Source organism: Nostoc sp. C117, from assembly GCF_043099735.1.
Lineage (GTDB): Bacteria > Cyanobacteriota > Cyanobacteriia > Cyanobacteriales > Nostocaceae > Nostoc.
In genome coordinates this window covers 5411108-5431375 of the sequence record NZ_CP170991.1, presented here as the reverse complement: position 1 = coordinate 5431375, position 20268 = coordinate 5411108, and the positions used below count along the sequence as shown (strand labels likewise).

At 38.9% G+C, this 20268-nt stretch carries 19 protein-coding genes; 15 read left to right on the top strand and 4 right to left on the bottom strand.

The window, feature by feature from the left end:
* Positions 1–158: 158 nt before the first annotated feature.
* Positions 159–1184 carry a multicopper oxidase domain-containing protein gene (locus ACFG4S_RS23350; protein WP_392531369.1) on the bottom strand — a complete coding sequence of 342 codons (1026 nt, stop codon included), beginning with the start codon at positions 1182–1184 and terminating at the stop codon, positions 159–161.
* Between the two features lie 703 nt (positions 1185–1887).
* Here ACFG4S_RS23350 and ACFG4S_RS23345 point away from each other — a divergent pair.
* The 6 genes from ACFG4S_RS23345 to ACFG4S_RS23320 all read left to right on the top strand — a co-directional run bounded on the left by ACFG4S_RS23345 (position 1888) and on the right by ACFG4S_RS23320 (position 9450).
* Positions 1888–2079 carry a CbtB domain-containing protein gene (locus ACFG4S_RS23345; protein ID WP_392531368.1) on the top strand — a complete coding sequence of 64 codons (192 nt, stop codon included), beginning with the start codon at positions 1888–1890 and terminating at the stop codon, positions 2077–2079.
* A 248-nt stretch (positions 2080–2327) separates the two neighbouring features.
* Positions 2328–3500 carry a hypothetical protein gene (locus ACFG4S_RS23340; protein WP_392531367.1) on the top strand — a complete coding sequence of 391 codons (1173 nt, stop codon included), beginning with the start codon at positions 2328–2330 and terminating at the stop codon, positions 3498–3500.
* 434 nt (positions 3501–3934) lie between these two features.
* The gene (locus ACFG4S_RS23335) at positions 3935–5881 is read left to right on the top strand and encodes an ArnT family glycosyltransferase (RefSeq protein WP_392531366.1); all 1947 of its coding nucleotides are present in this window, start codon (positions 3935–3937) and stop codon (positions 5879–5881) included.
* 57 nt (positions 5882–5938) lie between these two features.
* Positions 5939–7081: a 7,8-didemethyl-8-hydroxy-5-deazariboflavin synthase subunit CofH gene (gene cofH, locus ACFG4S_RS23330; RefSeq protein WP_392531365.1), complete on the top strand. Its 1143-nt coding sequence runs from the start codon at positions 5939–5941 to the stop codon at positions 7079–7081.
* A gap of 436 nt (positions 7082–7517) precedes the next feature.
* Positions 7518–8192 (top strand): response regulator transcription factor, encoded by a 675-nt coding sequence (locus ACFG4S_RS23325; RefSeq protein WP_392531364.1) that lies wholly within the window; start codon positions 7518–7520, stop codon positions 8190–8192.
* A gap of 25 nt (positions 8193–8217) precedes the next feature.
* On the top strand, positions 8218–9450 hold the full coding sequence (locus tag ACFG4S_RS23320; RefSeq protein ID WP_392531363.1) for a sensor histidine kinase: 1233 nt from the start codon (positions 8218–8220) through the stop codon (positions 9448–9450).
* 20 nt (positions 9451–9470) lie between these two features.
* Here the strand turns inward: ACFG4S_RS23320 and ACFG4S_RS23315 are convergent, their stop codons facing one another.
* Positions 9471–9920 (bottom strand): DUF2127 domain-containing protein, encoded by a 450-nt coding sequence (locus ACFG4S_RS23315; RefSeq protein ID WP_392531362.1) that lies wholly within the window; start codon positions 9918–9920, stop codon positions 9471–9473.
* Positions 9921–10096: 176 nt separating this feature from the next.
* Positions 10097–10561, bottom strand: coding sequence for a PepSY domain-containing protein (locus ACFG4S_RS23310; RefSeq protein ID WP_392531361.1), 465 nt, complete (start codon positions 10559–10561; stop codon positions 10097–10099).
* Positions 10562–10816: 255 nt separating this feature from the next.
* Between ACFG4S_RS23310 and ACFG4S_RS23305 the strand changes: the two genes are divergently transcribed.
* The 6 genes from ACFG4S_RS23305 (at position 10817) to ACFG4S_RS23280 (ending at position 18684) form a co-directional block, all read left to right on the top strand.
* Positions 10817–11572 carry a hypothetical protein gene (locus ACFG4S_RS23305; protein WP_392531360.1) on the top strand — a complete coding sequence of 252 codons (756 nt, stop codon included), beginning with the start codon at positions 10817–10819 and terminating at the stop codon, positions 11570–11572.
* A 9-nt stretch (positions 11573–11581) separates the two neighbouring features.
* Positions 11582–12280, top strand: coding sequence for a phosphatase PAP2 family protein (locus ACFG4S_RS23300; protein ID WP_392531359.1), 699 nt, complete (start codon positions 11582–11584; stop codon positions 12278–12280).
* A 194-nt stretch (positions 12281–12474) separates the two neighbouring features.
* Positions 12475–12879, top strand: a complete 405-nt coding sequence (gene psb27, locus ACFG4S_RS23295) for a photosystem II protein Psb27 (RefSeq protein ID WP_392531358.1) — start codon at positions 12475–12477, stop codon at positions 12877–12879.
* A 459-nt stretch (positions 12880–13338) separates the two neighbouring features.
* Positions 13339–14835 carry a family 10 glycosylhydrolase gene (locus ACFG4S_RS23290; RefSeq protein WP_392531357.1) on the top strand — a complete coding sequence of 499 codons (1497 nt, stop codon included), beginning with the start codon at positions 13339–13341 and terminating at the stop codon, positions 14833–14835.
* A 375-nt stretch (positions 14836–15210) separates the two neighbouring features.
* Positions 15211–15591 (top strand): hypothetical protein, encoded by a 381-nt coding sequence (locus tag ACFG4S_RS23285; protein WP_392531356.1) that lies wholly within the window; start codon positions 15211–15213, stop codon positions 15589–15591.
* Positions 15592–15609: 18 nt separating this feature from the next.
* Complete coding sequence (locus ACFG4S_RS23280) at positions 15610–18684, top strand: WD40 repeat domain-containing protein (RefSeq protein WP_392531355.1); 3075 nt, start codon at positions 15610–15612, stop codon at positions 18682–18684.
* Positions 18685–18865: 181 nt separating this feature from the next.
* On the opposite strand, the gene ACFG4S_RS23275 is transcribed toward ACFG4S_RS23280, so the two are convergent.
* Positions 18866–19477 carry a molybdenum cofactor guanylyltransferase gene (locus ACFG4S_RS23275; RefSeq protein ID WP_392531354.1) on the bottom strand — a complete coding sequence of 204 codons (612 nt, stop codon included), beginning with the start codon at positions 19475–19477 and terminating at the stop codon, positions 18866–18868.
* A gap of 93 nt (positions 19478–19570) precedes the next feature.
* Between ACFG4S_RS23275 and ACFG4S_RS23270 the strand changes: the two genes are divergently transcribed.
* The 3 genes from ACFG4S_RS23270 (at position 19571) to ACFG4S_RS23260 (ending at position 20214) form a co-directional block, all read left to right on the top strand.
* The gene (locus ACFG4S_RS23270) at positions 19571–19795 is read left to right on the top strand and encodes a hypothetical protein (protein WP_392531353.1); all 225 of its coding nucleotides are present in this window, start codon (positions 19571–19573) and stop codon (positions 19793–19795) included.
* Complete coding sequence (locus ACFG4S_RS23265; protein WP_392531352.1) at positions 19792–19920, top strand: hypothetical protein; 129 nt, start codon at positions 19792–19794, stop codon at positions 19918–19920. Before ACFG4S_RS23270 ends, ACFG4S_RS23265 begins: the two co-directional genes overlap by 4 nt.
* A gap of 120 nt (positions 19921–20040) precedes the next feature.
* The gene (locus ACFG4S_RS23260) at positions 20041–20214 is read left to right on the top strand and encodes a hypothetical protein (protein ID WP_392531351.1); all 174 of its coding nucleotides are present in this window, start codon (positions 20041–20043) and stop codon (positions 20212–20214) included.
* Positions 20215–20268: the final 54 nt, after the last annotated feature.

Sequence of the window (20268 nt, the reverse complement as noted above, 5' to 3'; positions counted from 1 at the left end):
ATCAGGTAAATGTACAAATTAAATGCGTAACAGCTTAGTACTAAAAGGTAGTTTGTTTGACAATTTGTCATAGATTATACTGTGACATATAATGAGATTTTTTATCAACTATTTATTTTAAAAATTTCCGAAATTAATACAAATTATTAATTATATAGTCAAGAATTCTTAACAGTATTTTGAGATTTACTATCAGCAATTACTTCAAATTGACCCATACAACCGTTTTCAGCGATCGCGTCTTGATGGGGATGAAACATGTACTTACCTGGGTAGCGAAAAGCAAATTCCAAAATGTGCCTTTCTGCCACACCCATCGTAATCACATCTGTTTTCTCGCTAGGTGTCATACTCATACCATAGCGATAGACATCAAAGAAGTTGGCGTGGAGATGAAACGTTACTGCCGGATCGTATTCAATGATGTTGAGGACATACAGCCGAATCAACTGATTTTGATAAATCGGAATCGGATGATGCATGTAATGATGAGGCAGACCGTTGAAGGCGTAATAATCGTTATGGCTATCATCATTCACGTCATACCCACCCATAACTAGTACAATCTCATCAGCTGGGGGACGGGGAGTAGGTGGATCGATGATAAACATTCCGTATAGTCCCTTAGCGATGTGACGGGTGACTGGTTCTATATGGCAGTGGTATAAGTGAACACCATAGGGTTCAGCATCAAACTCATAAATTGTGGCATTACCATTACTGATTGGCCGAACACCATCCATTTCTGCTGGATGAACGCCATGAAAATGTAAAGAGTGAGAATGTCCAGCATTGTTGAGAAAAAGCACTCGAATGCGATCGCCCTGTTTTGCCCGTAGTGTTGGTCCTGGTATACGGCCATTTAAATCCCAGATATTGTAAGAGACAGCACTATTGAGCTTAATAATGGAAGTACCCGCAGTTAACTGAAATTCGCGGATAGTACGCCCATTTTCTTGCTTCACCGTCCCATAATCAAAATCTCTTAGCATTTTCATCGGGTTAGTAACGTCGTCTGGCACTGACCTGTCGAATGGTGGTACTTTGACAATTGACTGACTTTGTAGATTCAGTATTTGCCATAGTCCCGCGGCACCAGTTACTCCCGCACCTGCTAAAACCAGCTTTAGTAATTGACGACGACTCCAAAGTTTTTCCTTACCCAGAGCCAAGTTATTCGGCATGATATTTAACAGTTAGCGCTAAAAAAGAATTGAAAATTATTTGCAATTGCTCTTGTGTATAATATATGAGTTAAAAATAATTGTCAATAATCAAGTAGTTGAAAACTCCTACCGAAGTGATTAGCTTTAGATAAAGTAAAAATTTCTAGTGGTAAAAGCTAGGTAAATCATCTATTTTGGTAAGTATTTTTACTTTAATTTTAGTATAAAAAATCTTGATAAATAATTAATTGTTTGATGCTATTTCTGATATGGCTAATAAGCTGCGTCTAAATTATATAAACACTCTTGATGGTCGTTAACAGTTAACAGTTATCAGTCATCAAGTAAATTTACAAGTTAAATGCGTAACAGCTTATTTTAGAATTAATTACAGCGAATTGAGAGTTAAAATTTAAACCAGATTTCAAGGAATTTTTGATGGTTGGCAAGATGAAGACTTTTAATGAATTTTTAACTGTTATCTTCGCGTGAATCAAAATCATGTGTCATTATTTTGTTATTCATATGGAGTTTGTGTGTAAATTTCTCCATTGCGATCGCTCGATGTTGAAAGGATAGTATATTATTCAGTAAGGGCAGGTTACACAAGACATTTGATACACACTTGTCAAATACAAAGTTTATCGTATATCTTTTTGCAATCAACGCGCATTATGCCTTTGATTGATCGACTAGCCAAATTAATTATAGGAAACCAAAAATGACTACTTTTTCTCAAATTTCAGTATTGCAGAAGACCGCAGGTATTACCTTGTCCAAGCCTGTGCAGATAACGCTTTATATGCTGCTATCTTCTTTGGTTATCTGGACTGTGTTGTTCTCTACCTATCCTGCGGTTCATAATGCAGCACACTCGACACGTCACCATACTTTAGGCGTTGCATGTCACTAAGTGATAGTAATTCTAAGGTTTTTTAGGTGAATTAAACAATGCTTTGACACCTAACAGAGTTATCAAAAAAGAATTCAGGAGCAAGAATTCAGAATGAATTCTGTACAATTCGTGGATTAGATAGACCTAGCTTTTACACCTCCACCAAATAATAAATTTGGTGGTCTTTAATTAATCAGTGGTATCTTACAATCCCGGCTCTTTGATTCTTACTTCTGAATTCTGAAGTCTTCTTCAGCTTAATTTTTATGAAAAAATATCGACTTTTTGGAGTTATCAGCGCTGTTTGCATAAGTTTGTCAATTCTTTACTCCTTAGTAGGAAATTCACAAATTCCTAGTTCTAGAGTGCTAATCTCTACCAAACCACTTATAGAACAGATTCTTCCTTTTGAAGCAGAGGCAGAAAAACAACAATCTCCTGTTACCCTAACACTACAAGCTGTTAATGCTGCGGGTAAATCGTTGGAAAATGCCAAAATTAGCTTAGAAATTCTCACACCTAATCGAAATCCTTGGTTAACAACGGATTTTCCTATTGTAGAAGGAACAAAACTGTTGCAAATGAATGCCATTGCACCTAATGGTAAGCTAGAAATTCAGCAGATGTTACCCATTCGGGGAAATTATCAACTGCTAGTTAAAGTCTCACCTTTGCGGGAAAATACTTTTAATCCATATCAGCAAACTTTAACTCTTAATGTCCGAGAAAATCCAATAAAATATAAATATTTTGCTGTTATTGCAGTTATTTTACTATTAGTTGGATTATTGGGTGGTTGGATTATTGGCGGGCAAGAAAAACTCCAAGAAGGAGAAATTGCACCACAATCAGTACGCCTTTTATTAAGTGCATTAACAGTAGTGGCTATAGTAACCCTATTAGCGATTAATATTAGTGCAGAAGTTGCCGAAGCTCATGGTAGCGAACACCATTCAGATAGTAGTGAAGTAATCGCTCCATCATCTCAAAAATCTCAGGGATTGGAAATTAGCCTTGATGGAGATAAAAATGCGACTGTCGGAAAACTTGCGAATTTAGCGCTACAAGTTAAGGATACCGTCACAGGACAACCGATCAAAGATGTAGCGTTGCAGGTAAAAGCGATCGCCACAGAACATAATTTAACAGTCTTTAACTACAAAGGTATTCCCGACGAACAAGGGAAGTTAACGTGGAAAGAACAATTTTTTGATGGTTCACCCCACAAAATCGAAGTGGAAGCAACTCCTCTACCAGGAGCTAGCCGTCAATTTACACCACTGAAAGTAGCGCAAGAAGTGGAAGTGGAAGCGATCGCACCACCAATTTATATTCGATTGATTGGTTTATTCTACTTTACAGTCTTTGTCGGCATTGGTATGGTCATTGGATTGCTAATACAGCATCGACGACGAACACCACAACCAAGGGAAAATTAGTAATAAGCTGTTACGCATTTAATTTGTACATTTATCTGATGACTGTTAACCGTTAACAGTTAACAGTCAACGACCATCAAGAGTGTTTATATACTTTAGACGCGCATCAGCTTATTACTGCTTGACTGAGTATGTGTATTAATAATAGGTGAAAATAGTTGTGGAAAAAAACCACACTATTTTTTTGTTAATGGGTTATGTAAAATACAGCAGTTTGTCAGTAATTTAGGTATAAAAAAATATGGTTCAGATAAGCCCAAAACGCTGATCTAGAGACGCGATAAATCGCATTTTCAAACACCAATTATGTATACCAATAACCTTTAACTAAATCGTATTGAGGTATAAAATACAGGACTCAAAATCAGATATCAAGACTTTGTTTCTGCTTCAAAATCCGTAGTTTTCTACTTCATGTAAAATCAAAGTGTTGTATGTTGATAATTTTGCCTCTTATTTGCTTCATTATTATTTTTTTAATAATTAATAAAAATTCTCTTGATTGGCGTGAATCACTGATATCAGCATCTACTTACTGGGGAGTTTTACTCACTGTAATCACAGAACTCTTGAGTTTTTTTAAACTAATTACTTTTAGCTGGATACTAGTAAATTGGGGATTAATATGTCTAATATTAATTTATATATATCTGCGGTTAAATTGCCAAATAACTCAGACTTCAAAACAAAATAAGTTTTCTGAAGTAAAGAAAAATATTAAAATTTCATCGCTTATAAAATTATTGTTATTTAGCGTAGGTTTTATTGTAGGAACAGTTGGATTAATCTGCATCATAGCGCCGCCTAATAACTGGGATTCTATGGACTATCACATGAGCCGTGTTGCTTATTGGATACAAAATCATAGTGTTGCTCATTATCCAACAAGTTATACTCCACAGCTATATCAAAACCCCTGGTCAGAATTCGTATTTTTGCATTTTCAAATTTTGAGTGGTGGTGACTACTTTGCTAATTTAGTTCAATGGCTGAGTATGATTGGCTGCATTATTGGAGTCTCATTAATTGCCAAAGAATTAGGAGGAGATTTACGAGGTCAGATTTTCTCTGCGGTTGTAACGGTAACAATTCCAATGGGAATCTTACAAGCTTCAAGTACTCAAAATGATTATGTAGTTGCATATTGGGTAGTTGCTCTTACCTATTATTTGCTATCAACTATCCAATCAGAAAAAATTAACACTTGGACGAATTTATTTAATATTGGTAGCAGCACAGGACTAGCTATTTTGACCAAGGGGACTGCTTATTTTTATGTATTTCCTTTCTTAGCTTGGTTTGGTTTATACCAAATTAAACGATTACGTTGGCAAGCATGGAGGACTGCTTTGATAGTAGTAAGTATATATTTATTGATTAATATTGGTCACTATTTACGCAATTATAATTTATTCGCTTCTCCACTGGGTGAACCAGGTGAATATAGCAATGAAGTATATGGTATTAATATATTTATTTCTAATATTCTGAGAAATATTGCTTTGCATATAGGCACACCGATTGGTTTATGGAATGGAATAGCAAATAAAATAATTCAAATTATTCATATATCTATTGGCGTCGATATTAACGACCCGCGAATAACTTTTTCTAAGATATTTTTTGTGCCGGGTGGTTGGTCAACAATTGGCATAACTGGTAATGAAAATAGTGCAGGAAATTTAGTACATCTAGTACTGATAATAATTTGTGTGATTATTTTTATAGATCGAAAATATATCCGTAAACAAAGTTATATTTCTGATTATCTCATTGCTACAATATCGACATTTTTACTATTTTGCTATTTTGTCAAATGGCAAGCCTGGAATAGCCGTCTTCATTTACCTGTTTTTGTACTATTTTCCCCATTTATAGGTATTATATTATCTAAGTTTAAAAAGCAGAAAATAGCAATTTTTATAATAATATTTTTGCTAATATCATCATTGCCGTGGGTCTTTTGTAACCGCTATAGACCTATCCTTGATAGCAATAATATATTCCAAATCAGCAGAGTTGAGCAGTACTTTAGTAATAGACCGTATCTGAAAGTTAGTTATACAAGAGGAGTTGAGTTTTTAAATTCCCAGAAATGCTTGAATATTGGGTTATCAATGGGAAAAGATCCTTGGGAATATCCTTTGTGGGTACTTTTACAGCAAAATAATCAACAAAAGGTTAAAATTCAACATATTAACGTCACTAATATTTCGGCAGTCCTCGAAAAAAAATATCCTTATCAAGAATTTGACCCTTGTGGAATTATTTCGATGGAAACTAAAAAAAGTAAACAAAAGAAACGTGAGAAAATTAATTTTAAAGATAACATTTATGTTCCAGGGTGGGATTCTCCAGATATGAGTGTGTTTATTAAGTAAAATTTAATTGTTTGCAATAAGATAAATTTAAAATTTCCTGAGAAGATTAACAAAATAATGCTGACAAAAATTGCTGTTGAAAAAATTCTTGAGCGTGCTTTGATGGGGTACGACTTATCCCCTGAAGAGGGAGTGATATTGTTACAACAAACTGAACCGGAGGCGATCGCCGCAATACGTACTACATCCGACACACTCCGCCACACTCAAGCAGGTGATACGGTTACATACGTAATTAACCGTAATATCAACTTTACTAATATTTGTGAGCAGCATTGTGGTTTTTGTGCTTTCCGTCGAGATGATGGCGATGAAGGTGCATATTGGTTAGATTCAGCGCAAATTTTAGAAAAAGCCACAGATGCGGTGCGGCGAGGTGCAACGGAAATCTGTATGCAGGGGGGATTAAATCCACTAGCTCAAATAAATGGCAAATCTTTGCCTTACTATCTCAAGGTAGTAGAAACAATTAAACAGGAATTTCCCCAGATACATCTGCACGCTTTCTCACCCCAGGAAGTGCAGTTTATCGCCAGACTTGACGGACTTGCATATGCTGATGTGATTACTGCTTTGCGCGATGCTGGTGTTGGTTCAATGCCGGGAACAGCAGCGGAAGTGTTAGATGATAAGGTCAGGCGGATACTATGTCCAGAAAAGATTGACACAGCAACTTGGCTAGAAATTGTCAGCACTGCTCATAAATTAGGCTTGCATACCACTAGTACCATGTTATCTGGGCATATTGAAACACAGGAACAGCAAATCGGACATTTAGAAAAATTGCGATCGCTCCAAAAAACTGCCATCAATCAAGGATATCCAGCCAGAATCACAGAGTTTATTCTATTACCCTTCGTGGGGCAAGAAGCGCCCAAATCCTTACGTCACCGTGTCGGACGCGATCAACCAGTTTTGAGTGATGCATTGCTGCTAGGCGCTGTAGCGCGAATTTACTTAGGTAATTGGATTCCCAACCATCAGCAGAGTTGGGTAAAACTGGGACTTGCAGGTGCCACAGAAGCCTTAGTTTGGGGTTGTAACGATATCGGTGGGACTTTGATGGAAGAACACATAACCACAATGGCAGGAGCCTTAGGTGGTACGTGTATGGAAGTGGAAACTTTGCAAATGGCGATCGCTTCCTTAGGAAGACCTTACCAACAACGAGATACTCTTTATCAAAAAGTTAGTAGTTAAGAGTAATAGTCTGTCAATAAATAATTGATGGATAAATTCCCTGTAGAGACGGCGATTTATCGCGTTTCTCTAAGCATCAAAATGAATTTGACAAACCACTACTGATGCGCGTCTAAAGTATATAAACACTCTTGATGGTCGTTGACTGTTGATTGTTGACGGTTGACGCTTAACAGTCAACCCCGAATTTCTCACAAGCGAGAAATCCAGGTCAACGACCATCAGTCATCAGTCATCAGGTAAATGTACAAATTAAATTAAGTAACTATTTCATTTAGGAATTAGTATTTTCTGGAATTAGCTTGATTGGTATTGCATATTTTTAGCATTCATAGAAACATTAATCAAATCAAATTAAGTTCAAATTAATAAGATATGAGAAAAATTTTAAGATTAACCTTGTTAGCAAGCCCTAATAATTTAGAGGTGCAGCATTATGAGAATTTTGATAGTTGAAGATGACGATCGCATTGCTAAACCATTAGCCGAGTTTTTAAGACGACAACACCATATTGTAGATATAACAAGCGATGGTTTGGCAGCTTGGCAATGGTCACAATCAGGGTTATATGAACTAATTTTATTAGATTTAATGCTTCCTAAATTAGATGGAATTACTTTATGTAAGCGTTTACGCGATTCTTCATCTAATGTTTTGATTTTAATGCTGACGGCACGAGATACAACAGATGATAAAATTATCGGACTTGATGCTGGTGCTGATGATTACTTGATTAAGCCATTTGAATTAAAAGAATTAGCCGCACGTATCAGAGCTTTAGCTCGAAGAATTCCAGAGATTCGTCCCCAGATTTTAATCCACCGTGATTTACAATTAGACCCAGCAACTCAACAGGTTACTTATGCAGGAAATATCATATTATTAACTCCTAAAGAATATATGATATTAGAATATTTTTTGAGAAACCCAAATCAAATTATTACTCGTTCTGCAATTCTTGATAAACTCTGGGACTTTGATAAATCTTCGGGAGAAGGAAGTGTTAAAACTCATATTACAAATTTGCGGAATAAACTTAAAGCATCTGGAAGTTCCGAGGACTTGATTGAAAATATTTATGGCATTGGTTATCGTCTAGGACACAATTAATAATTCAAAAATCAAGACATTTAATGTGTTTCAAAGAATTAGATATCGTTTATTGTTGTCTTACTTAGTGGTCTTTGCATCGCTGCTAGGAATATTTGCGATCGCAGTTCGATTTGCTTTCACTCGCAGTCTGAACGAACAAATAACAGATAAACTCATAGCCATAGGAAAAGGTGCGGCTGCAAATGTAGAGTTGGAAAAAGGTCGCCTAACGGTTGAAAGTGACTTTCGTCCACAAGACTTAATTGCTTATCATCAAGGATTACAGTGGTTTGATACTCAGGGTAATTTAATTACTCAACAAGGAAAAAATGTTTTAACTTTACCTTTTTTACCAAACAAAATAGTACAAATTCAAACAGGTAAAGTTCCTATTCAAGTAGTGACTGTACCAATTACTGCTAGCGATAATGGTGAGCTAGTTGGGTATGTAAGGGTGAGCCAATCTTTAGAAGAATTTGATGAAACGCTGGAAAAACTCGACTGGGGATTAGGTGGTGGAATTATTATAACTTTAGTTTTTAGCGGGATTGCCGGAATTTTACTAACTCGCCAAGCAATGCAACCAATTGAAGAGAGTTTTCAAAGGCTTAAACAGTTTACTGCTGATGCTTCCCACGAACTACGCAGTCCGTTAATGGCTATAAAAATTAATGCCGAGTTACCGCTAGAATATCCAGAAGAAATAGGGCCAAAAGATGCAGAAAAATTTCAGGCGATCGCCAGTGCTACAAGCCAGATGACTCGCCTCACAGAAGACTTATTGTTGTTAGCACGCACTGATAAAGTTCCGACTACCAATAGGGATACTCTCAATTTAACGTCAATATTAGACAACCTAATAAAACTGTACAAACCTCAAGCTGAAGCCAAACAAATTAACTTGAATTTTCAATTAACTCCTAATCTTCAGCTAATAGGTGATGCAGTTCAATTAACGCGATTATTTACTAATTTAGTTGAAAATGCACTTTATTATACACCATCAAAAGGCGTAGTTGAAATTAAAACCAGTCGTATCGGTTCCCAGCTTTATATCAACGTGCAAGATACAGGTGTGGGAATTGCACCAGAAGATATCGATAAGGTTTTTGAGCGTTTTTGGCGAGCAGATCGGTCTCGTTCTTATTGGTCAGGTGGTTCTGGTTTAGGCCTGGCGATCGCTCAAGCTATTGCTCAAAATCATGGTGGATTAATTAGTGTTACAAGTCAATTAGGAGTTGGTAGTTGTTTTACTATCCGTTTACCAACTTCTTGACTTTCAAAACTTGACAAATATTACTTTTTATAATTTTTAAAGTGATGTAATAAATACCAGAATACAGCTACATTAACTAAAAATACTATCAACTTTATTATTGTTATTTTTTTTATTAATTCAAATATTTCTGGAGGTATACTGATGCCAACAAGTCCTAAAACTAACAGTGTTGCCCAAGATTTTTCATACCATAAACCTACTGCTTCAATTGCAGTTACAATAGCGTAAGCTCCAGCAGCTATTCCGCTAAACTTAAGTTTTGTCGGACTAATATTGAGAATCTTATCTATTAGCCATTCAATAATTGTGAGTTTTGTTTCTAAAATATAAGATTCCGAAAATATAGCTAAAGTATGTTGGTTTTTTAGAGTAAATAGCAAGGCTATAGATGTAACCGCTAGTAGGGAAGCCACAAAGGTCTTATAAATTACAATTGCCAATAAACCAGTTGAACGCTTAGTTTTCACTTAACTTCTCGATATTATTTAAAATCTTCTTGATTTATGATTATCCAGTATCTAGAAATTAGGGATTGATGAAGGTTATCTTCAACAATCCCAATGTAGTATATGTTTACTTAGTGTAGCCTAGAACAGCTTCTTCCTTAACTTCTGTTGAGGTAAGGGACTTCTAACTTTAGTACTTACTTATCATTATCATTGGTTTCTGGAACTTGAATACTACTCTTGGGACGATTGGCTTCATTCTTCTCATCTTGTTGATTGTCATTCTCAGCGTAGAGAACTTTGCCATTACCAGCATCAACTTTAACATCTTGCTGACCAATTTCCACAGTATAAAGTAAGTTACCATCTTCATTTTCGAGTTTCACACTTTTAGCTTTACCTCCCACAGATGATTCAACTGCTTGCTGTGCTTGTTGTGCTGTAATTTTAGCTAGCGATCGCAGTTTTACTGCTTCTTGTCCATCATCGTTGGTTTCACCGTCCCCATCACTAGCTTCCGCAACTTTAATCACACTATGATTCTGACGCGCAATTGCTACAAAAGATTGTGGTTGTTTTGCAGAAACAACTCTTGACAATTCAGCAAGTCCCAAAGTACCAACAAAAGCTGCTGCCAAAATTATTTTTGTTGAAGTTTTCATACTTGTGAAATTCCTTGAAGTCTAGGTTTCTATTTTCACAGTAGGTAATAAAAGTCCAGAAATAGTCAAGATTGCTTTAAGTTTAATAAATTCAATATTCAATAGGAAAAATAACTTTTAAATAGACATTTAAGCTATTTTTTAGGTAGAAAACGGTGAGTGAATCAAATCTTGACTATTTCTTGACTTTTTCTGTCTAGGATAAAATCACAACTTTAAATAAAATAGATAACCCAACAAGAAGCAATAACAAAAATGAACAAACTTCCACAAATAACTGCGTTTTTTTGGATAATGAAAATATGTGCCACTACTCTTGGAGAAACGGCAGGAGACCTTTTATCGATGACACTAAATGTAGGCTATGCGATTAGTTCTCTTATATTGATTGGAGTTTTTTTAGCAACTCTTGTGACTCAATTAATCTCGAAAAGCTATAACCCTTTACTTTATTGGACAGTCATCCTTTCAACTAGCACGGCTGGCACAACAATGTCAGATTTTATGGATCGCACTTTAGGGCTTGGCTACGCTGCGGGGACTACAATTTTAGTCACCATTCTCTTAGTTATTTTGACGTTTTGGCGATTCAGTGTTGGCTCATTATCTGTTAATAACGTTAAAACGCCTAAAATTGAGCTACTTTATTGGACTACAATTCTATTTTCAAATACTTTAGGTACTGCCTTGGGCGATTTTCTCGCCGATAGTTCTGGATTTGGATTTGTAGGAGGAGCGCTGCTAATTGCTGGTTTGCTTGCTCTAGTATTGGCAGCATATTATTATACCCAAATTTCCCAAGTCATATTGTTTTGGATTGCCTTTGTTTTTACCAGACCATTTGGTGCAACACTGGGGGATATTATGACAAAATCACACGCAAAAGGTGGCCTCGATTTTGGGACTATTGGCTCATCCATAGTTCTTGCATCAATACTGGGAGTTTGTATCTTGTTCACAACTCTAAAGCAGAAAAGACTAACAGTAGTTAGACCTTCTAACAATGAATAATATTAAAGTATGCTCCGACAAATTTCTAATTTCTGGTTACGTCATATACATCCTCGTTTGGCTCCCTTAATTGCCACAATTGGTATTGTTGGACTTGCGAGTTGTCTGCTCATTCTTTTTGTTTTAGCAAAACTAGCTGAAGAGGTTTTAGAGCGAGAAGCTTTTGCATTTGATACTACTTTTCTGTTATGGCTACATCAGTTCGCCAATCCCAATTTAGATAATTTAATGCTGTTTGTGACAAATCTTGGTAATCCTAGTACAGTTGTTATAGTTGCAGGAGTTACCGTCTTGTTACTTTGGTGGCGGCGCTATCAAGAAGAAGCCAAATTTTTTGTACTTGCTTGCTTGGGAGGGTTAATTTTAAATACAGGACTAAAGTTGTTTTTTTCTAAACCTCGCCCTGAACTGTGGCATCGCTTGATTTCTGAAAAATCTTTTAGTTTTCCTAGCGGTCATGCACTAGGTTCTATGGTGCTTTATGGTTTTATTGCTTACGAGTTAGCAAATCATTATCCCCATTTTGCCAAAGTTATTTACAGTTTTATAGTTATTTTAATTGCTGCTATTGGTATCAGCCGATTATATTTAGGAGTCCATTGGCCGACAGATATAATTGCAGGTTATGGAGTCGGTTTTTTGTGGCTGACGATCTGTATTACGATGCTTAAACTACAAAGATTAAAGCAGGGAAAATTAGTTGATTAAATCATCTCAACGTGTAAAAGGACATCTAAAAAGTTTTTTTGATACATCAAAGGCATAGAGATTCCCCAAAATCTACCTTTTTAAGGTAGATTTTAAGAGAGATATTGGCGATATATCCTTACTCAACACTAAATTGATCCCCAAGATACCAATTCAAGATACGATAGACGTTGATTTACGTATTCTTTCGATTAATGCATATGAAGCGCTATTGGTCGCGTCTGCTTGCACTAGTTTTGGTTGTAAGTATGGGCTTGATGGGTTGTTCTGGCAGTCCAGATAGTTTAAGTGGCGATTATCGTCAAGACACTTTGGCTGTGGTCAATATTATGAGACAAGCCATAGAACTATCGCAAGATTCACCAAACAAAGCAGCTATTCAAGCAGAAGCGCGTCAAAAAATTAATGACTTTTCCGCTCGCTACCAAAGGGCTAACTCTGTTTCTGGTCTTGGCTCCTTTACAACTATGCGAACAGCTCTCAATTCTCTAGCTGGACACTACAGTTCCTATCCTAATCGTCCTGTACCTGAAAAACTCAAAAATCGTTTAGACAAGGAGTTACAGCAGGTCGAAGCCGCGCTGAAGCGTGGTGGTTAACTCTTGACTATTGTCTATTTCATTATTAAGAGTCAGCAGTCCAAAGTTTTGATTCTTGAATTCTGAGTGGAGCCGGAGTATCTCCGGTTCTACTCTTAACTACCTTCTGGACTTCAATTTAAGTCTGAGTTGAAAATTTGAAATTTTGCACTAAACTAATTCATACATCATTAGCTAGAAGTGAGAGTATTCTGGGTTCAAAAATCTCACTGAGTTTTGACAGATTTTTATTAACTTAGGTGGAACAGAGTCTACACTAATAGTCAGCTAAGGTTGCTTTATATATCTTTATATAGATTTATGTGTTTACAAAAAAAATACGGCAACAGAAATAAATGTTTGGCAGTCTTGAAAAGTTAGGTTTTCAAGCCCTGATGACTCAACTATATAATTTGATACACATTACTTACAATTATCTGAGTTGGGGTACTTGATTTTTGTGTCCATCTACTAGCAGGTATGTTTAATCGTCCTTTAAACGTTGCAAGATCAACATTATTTTGGCGGCGCCTATTCGCTATGGTTTTCAGTAGTACTTCATTACTCTCCAGCTTTGGAAACCAACCGGCAAGGGCGCAAGTAAGCCAGTATTGTCAGTTATCACCAACAGCGGCGCAAGAAAAAGAAAGCTTACGTTTGTCAGCCCTCAAAGGTAACGAAAATGCCCAGGCTCGATATCAAAAAATACTAGAAACACAAGGACAGGAAGTACGAAAGTGTCGCACTCGGACTTGGCCACAAATCCAAGCTGTTTGGTTGCGCTTGTATCCCTGTGACATTCAGCCAGGAATAATCGATCGGGTTATGGATCGGGTTGTTAACGGTGGCTATAACCAAGTTTATTTACAGGTATTTTACGATGGGCAGGTATTATTGCCGACAACTTCTAACCCGACAGTTTGGCCTTCAGTGATTCGCACCCCAGGAGCAGAAAACATCGATTTACTCGCTACGGCAATAAAAAAAGGTCGGGAACGGGGTTTGAAGGTGTATGCCTGGATGTTTACCACAAATTTCGGCTATACTTACGCGCTACGGCCAGATAGAGAAGCGGCGATCGCTCGTAATGGCAAAGGTCAGACGAGTCTATATGTTGTAGATAATGGCTCTCAACTATTTATCGACCCCTACAACACCCAAGCAAAACGCGATTACTACCAACTAGTACAGGAAGTTTTACGCCGTCGCCCAGATGGTTTGTTATTGGACTACGTGCGCTATCCCCGACAAGCAGGAAGTGATTCCATCGCCACTAAAGTTTCAGATTTATGGTTATTTAGTCCTGCAACTCAAGAAGCTTTATTTAAACGAGCGCAAAATTATAAAGGACTGGACTTAATTCGCCGCTTTTTGAGTAAGGGATTTGTCACCGCCGGAGATATTGCGGAAGTTGATAAACTTTATCCCCAAGAAGGAGAACCTCTTTGGCAAGGACGCAATCCCCCAACGGAAAAATCAATCCAGCCTGCAACTGATAGACAACCGCTTTTGCAATGGGAATTGTGGCAGCTAGCTGTTGCCCACGCCATGCAAGGAATTCTCGATTTTGTCACCATCGCTAGTTACCCAGCAAAACAGCAAGGTATTCCCACAGGAGTGGTGTTTTTCCCAGATGGGAATCAAACTGTCGGACAAGGCTATGATTCACGTTTGCAACCTTGGGATCGCTTCCCCACAACCTTGGAGTGGCATCCGATGTCTTATGGAAATTGCGGTGATGTCAGTTGTATTGTGTCGCAAGTACAACGCGTTTTGAGTATGGCAAAACCGGGTACACAGATTATCCCAGCTTTAGCAGGTCAGTGGGGAAAATCCGTGAGTAATCGTCCATCTCTAGAATTGCAAATGCAAGCACTTCGTCAATTTGCGCCCCAACTGAAGGGAGTTAGCCATTTTGCCTATTCTTGGCAATATCCTGAGAGTGATAGCGATCGCAAATTTTGTCGCACTCGTTAAACAGCAGAATTCAGAACGAAAATTCACCTCATCTCACCAATCACCTAATTGCGTCGTTATCAAATAGACTGATATCGCACATTTGGCTGAATCTCCCACTAAATTGATTCTGAATTCTGTATTTTTCTTCAATTAACTTAAAACTTTTTGGTTTACCGATCGTCAAATTCATGTTGTAACTAATAAATTACACATCCTGTGATAATCTAAGAGGATATTTGAAAAGTAGCGGAAAGTTCTGATTTGGGCTAAATGTTTTAGCCATATACTGAGATGCTTGGCTGTGCTAAATATGATAGTAAAAGACCCTTTTCAAATATTTTTTAAACGTCGAATATAACTATTTTAGCTACTACAAATTATTGAGGATTAACTATGGAACCTGTTTCTATGATTATTGCGGCTTTAGGTGCTGGTGCGCTCGCTGCTACTAAAGATACCGCAGGGACAGCCGTTAAAGATGCCTATCAGGGCTTGAAAACCTTGATTAAGAAGAGATTTGAAAGCGAACCAAAAGCACAAATGGTTCTGGAAGAACACGAAACAGATCCCGAAACCTATGAAGCACCACTTAAAAAGAAATTAGCGGAAACTGGTGCTGATAAAGATGCAGAAATTATTAAGTTAGCACAGGAGTTGCTGGAACAGTTAAAACCTGAAGAGTCAGCGGTAGGTAAGTACAGTACGGTGTTTCAAGGAGAAGTCAAGGGGATTCAGGTGGGCGATCGCAACACACAAGAAAATAAATTTGGCTAAAGCCACTGGAGTCTCTAGATGGCTGAAGAGGGTTCCAAATACAATTCAAGGTTTGAAAATGAAGTCAAAGGTGCTGTAGTTGGTGAAGGAAACATTATCTACAACTACTTCTACTCTAGGGAAGAAGTAAAACCTGTTGATTCGGCGATCGCTGTTGATGAATATCTCCGTTGTCCTTATCAGGGCTTATTTCATTTTGGCCCCAATGATGCCGAGTTTTTCTTTGGGCGGGAAATATTTATAGAAGAACTTTATCGTGTAACTAAAACCAATAATTTTATTCCGGTGCTAGGTGCATCAGGAAGCGGTAAATCTTCAGTGGTATTAGCGGGATTAGTTCCTAAGTTAGAAAAAGAAGGTCATTGGCAGTTTACTCACTTTCGTCCTGGATCTGATCCTTTCCAGGCGATCGCTTTAGCTCTTGTTCCTCTTTATACACCCAACTTAGATGCAACCGATCAAATTGCCCAAGCCCGAAAGATGGCTGGTTACTTGCAAGATGGCTCTGTTGTTCTCTTGGACGTTTTTGCTAAAATTCGCCAAAATCACCCGAATCATCGGGTGCTACTGATTGCTGACCAATTTGAAGAAATTTACACACTCTGTAACAATCAGGAAATTCGCCGTAAGTTTCTCGACTGCTTATTAGCCAGTCTAGAAGCTCCCAATTCTCTGTCTTCATCGGCTACGGTGTTGGTAGCGACGATGCGAGCAGATTTTTTGGGAAATGCTCTCTCCTATCGTCCCTTTGCTGATGTCTTGCAAAATGCTGACCTGAAACTGGGGCCGATGAATCGGGAAGAACTAACAGAAGTCATTGAAAAACCTGCCCAAAAATTAGGGGTGACATTTGCAACAGGACTGGTAGAACGCATTCTAGATGATGTGGAAGACCAGCCGGGAAATTTACCTTTGCTAGAGTTTGCATTAACAGAGTTGTGGAATAAGCGATCGGGTAAACAATTAACTCACAAAATCTATGAAGAAATTGGTCAAGTAGAAGGTGCGTTAGCTCGCCATGCTGATGAGAAATATGGCAACTTGACAGATGATGAAAAAGAAAAAGTCCGGCGGATTTTTATTCAATTGGTGCGTCCGGGTGAGGGAGCAGAGGATACCAGACGTATAGCGATGAAAGCGGAATTGGGGGAGCAAAGCTGGTCTTTGGTAAAAAAATTAGCTGATGCTCGGTTGGTGGTGACAAGTCGCAATCTTGCCAGTCAAGAAACGGTAGAGGTAGTCCATGAAGCTCTGATTCGCAATTGGGGAGAACTGCGAGAATGGATGAATACAAGCCGCGTTTTTAGAGCTTGGCAAGAGCGACTGCGATCGGCAAAGAGACAATGGGAAGCAACAAAGCAAGATCCGGGGTCATTGTTGCGTGGTGCAGCATTAGCAGAAGCAGAACAAAAACTGAAGGAACGCCCCGAAGACTTAATTGATGAGCAAGAATTTATCGAGCAGAGTATTGAAGAAGGAAATCGCCTTAAACAAGTCGAAGCAGCCCGCAGGAAGCGCGAAATCAGAACCGCCTGGGGGATTGCGGCGGGTTCAGTGGTGGCGGTGATAATTAGCAGTGGATTGGGTTTGACGGCATGGAATCAGACGAAGCAGTCGGAACTCAATCAAGCTGAATCTCTGAGTAGATATTCCTTATCTCTAATTAATGAACATAAAGACTTAGAAGCTTTCGTCACAGCAATAAAAGCAGGAAAAATCCTGCAAAGCCAACACAAAACTAAACCAGAACCTTTAAGTGCTTTGCAAGCATCTCTTGTTCAGGGAAGAGAACGCAATCGCTTGGAAGGGCATCAGGACAAAGTCAATAGTGTGAGTTTCAGTCCCGACGGCAAAACCATCGCCACCGCCTCCTGGGACAAAACAGCGCGGTTGTGGAACTTGCCCTTGCAGTTGTGGAACCTGCAAGGGCAAATTTTACAAGAATTCAAAGAAATTTTACAAGAATTCAAAGGGAAAGAAATTTTACAAGAATTCAAAGGGCATCAGAACAAAGTCAATAGTGTGAGTTTCAGTCCCGACGGCAAAACCATCGCCACCGCATCAGATGACAATACAGCGCGGTTGTGGAACCTGCAAGGGCAACTTTTACAAGAATTCAAAGGGTCTCAGAACTTTAACTTTGTCAATAGTGTGAGTTTCAGCCCTGACGGCAAAACCATCGCCACCACATCATTTGACAAAACAGCGCGGTTGTGGAACCTGCAAGGGCAACTTTTACAAGAATTCAAAGGACATCAGAACAAAGTCAATAGTGTGAGTTTCAGCCCCGACGGCAAAACCATCGCCACCGCATCAGATGACAATACAGCGCGGTTGTGGAATCTGCAAGGGCAACTTTTACAAGAATTCAAAGGGCATCAGAACGGTGTCCTCAGTGTGAGTTTCAGCCCGGACGGCAAAACCATCGCCACCGCATCATTTGACAATACAGCGCGGTTGTGGAACCTACAAGGGCAACTTTTACAAGAATTCAAAGGGTATCAGAACGGTGTCCTCAGTGTGAGTTTCAGCCCGGACGGCAAAACCATCGCTATCGCCTCCGGGGACACAACAGCGCGGTTGTGCAACCTGCAAGGGCAACTTTTACAAGAATTAAAAGGACATCAGGACGTTGTCAATAGTGTGAGTTTCAGTCCCGACGGACAAACCATCGCCACCGCCTCCTGGGACAATACAGCGCGGTTGTGGAACCTGCAAGGGCAACTTTTACAAGAATTCAAAGGGCATCAAGACAAAGTCATTAGTGTGAGTTTCAGTCCCGACGGCAAAACCGTCGCCACCGCCTCCTGGGACAAAACAGCGCGGTTGTGGAACCTGCAAGGGCAACTTTTACAAGAATTCAAAGGGCATCAGGACAAAGTCAATAGTGTGAGTTTCAGCCCCGACGGCAAAACCATCGCCACCGCATCATTTGACCAAACTATTAAACTGTGGGATATGGATTTAGACTCTTTAATGAGGCGCAGTTGTGATTCGGTACACGATTATTTAACCTATAATCCGTTAAAAAATAATCCTGATGTCACCGAAAGCGATAGGCATTTGTGCGACGGTATTGGCACGCAAAAATAAAGTGGTGGCGGTGGCATAATCTAGCTTTTTCACAGGGTGAGATAGGCTAAAAACCATTAGTGGCGAGGATTATAGGCTTTTCGTTATTGATGCTTGGGCGATCTCTTTGCGTTGTTTTTATCTCACGCAGAGGCACAGAAAATTCTAGATCCAAAGACGGCGATTTATCGCGTCTCTTACCTTAACCGAACCGCTGTAAAGCCAAGTCCTCTGGTGTATTACAGTTAAACAGCATTTCTGGTTCTGGTAAAGGCAAAACTTCCACAGGATATTGCCGTAACCATTGCTGAAACGATCGCCCCCCTTGGTTGATAAACTCTAAAAGTTGTGGCAAACAGCGACGGCGATAGAAACCACACAGAGGTTCCCAACCTTTAGGATGATGAGCTAAAGCTGCGATCGCATTATCTCCCACGCGATCGAGTCTAGTTACCCAATCTTGCAACACTTCAACCCGCAACCTCGGTAAATCGCAAGCTAGCAACAGCACCCATTCTGTCTTTACTTCGGCTAGTCCTTGAGCAAAACCCACTAAAGGCCCGTGGGCGAGAGATTCACCAGATAAAGGTACTTCTCGAATAAATTGGCAACCAGGCAAAAGCAAATCTTGATAGCGTTCTGGCCAGGGAGTTACTACATAAACAGCATCAGCACAGCTTTGAGCAATCCCACAAACTCGCTGTAACAACGGCACTCCTTGAATGGGAATCAAGGCTTTATCTTGACCCATACGAGAACTTTTACCACCTGCTAAGACAATGGCAGTTAATTTGCTACATGAGTTAATAGTCATTCGCCAAAAAAATAGATAGTAAAAAACGAGTCAAACTAAATTAACCTCTGACGTTGAAAGTAGAATAAATTTATCTTCTACTTAAACCCGATCATGGCTATCCAAGAACTCGAACAACAACTCCTTCAGCTTTCCCCCAACGATAAACTGTACATCATCCAACTCCTTGCCCAAAGCCTGACTACACATAACAACACCCACCTAGATCAACCAAGCAAAATCTCAGAGTTTTTCCGTCAATCCCCCCTGGCTGAACTCACCGAAGAACTTGACCTTAGTCGAGATCGCACCCTTCCCCGTGATGCCTTCACTCCATGACTTATCTCCTTGATACCTGCCTGATTTCCGAACTTGTTGCCAAACAACCAAATCAACAAGTTTTAGATTGGCTAGATGCCCAAGTGCCAGAAAAACTTTACCTTAGCGTCATCACAATTGGCTAAATTGCTAAAGGCATCAGCAAAATTACTCCATCTAAGCGAAAAGAATCTCTAACAACTTGGCTGAATGAAATCCTGCCCAATCGCTTTCAACAAAGAATCTTAAATATAGATGTTTCAACAATGTTGTTGTGGGGAAATTTAGTCGGGCAACTAGAACAGAATGGGCGACCTCTACCTCTTATGGATTCTCTGATTGCAGCGATCGCAATTCATAACTCCTTATCACTTGTGACTCGTAACGAAAAAGATTTTGCTGGGACAGGGGTTGTAATTCTTAATCCTTGGTCTATCTAGGCTCATCACTATACTGGATTCAGTAATATCCTAGTTCGGAGAAATAAAACTATT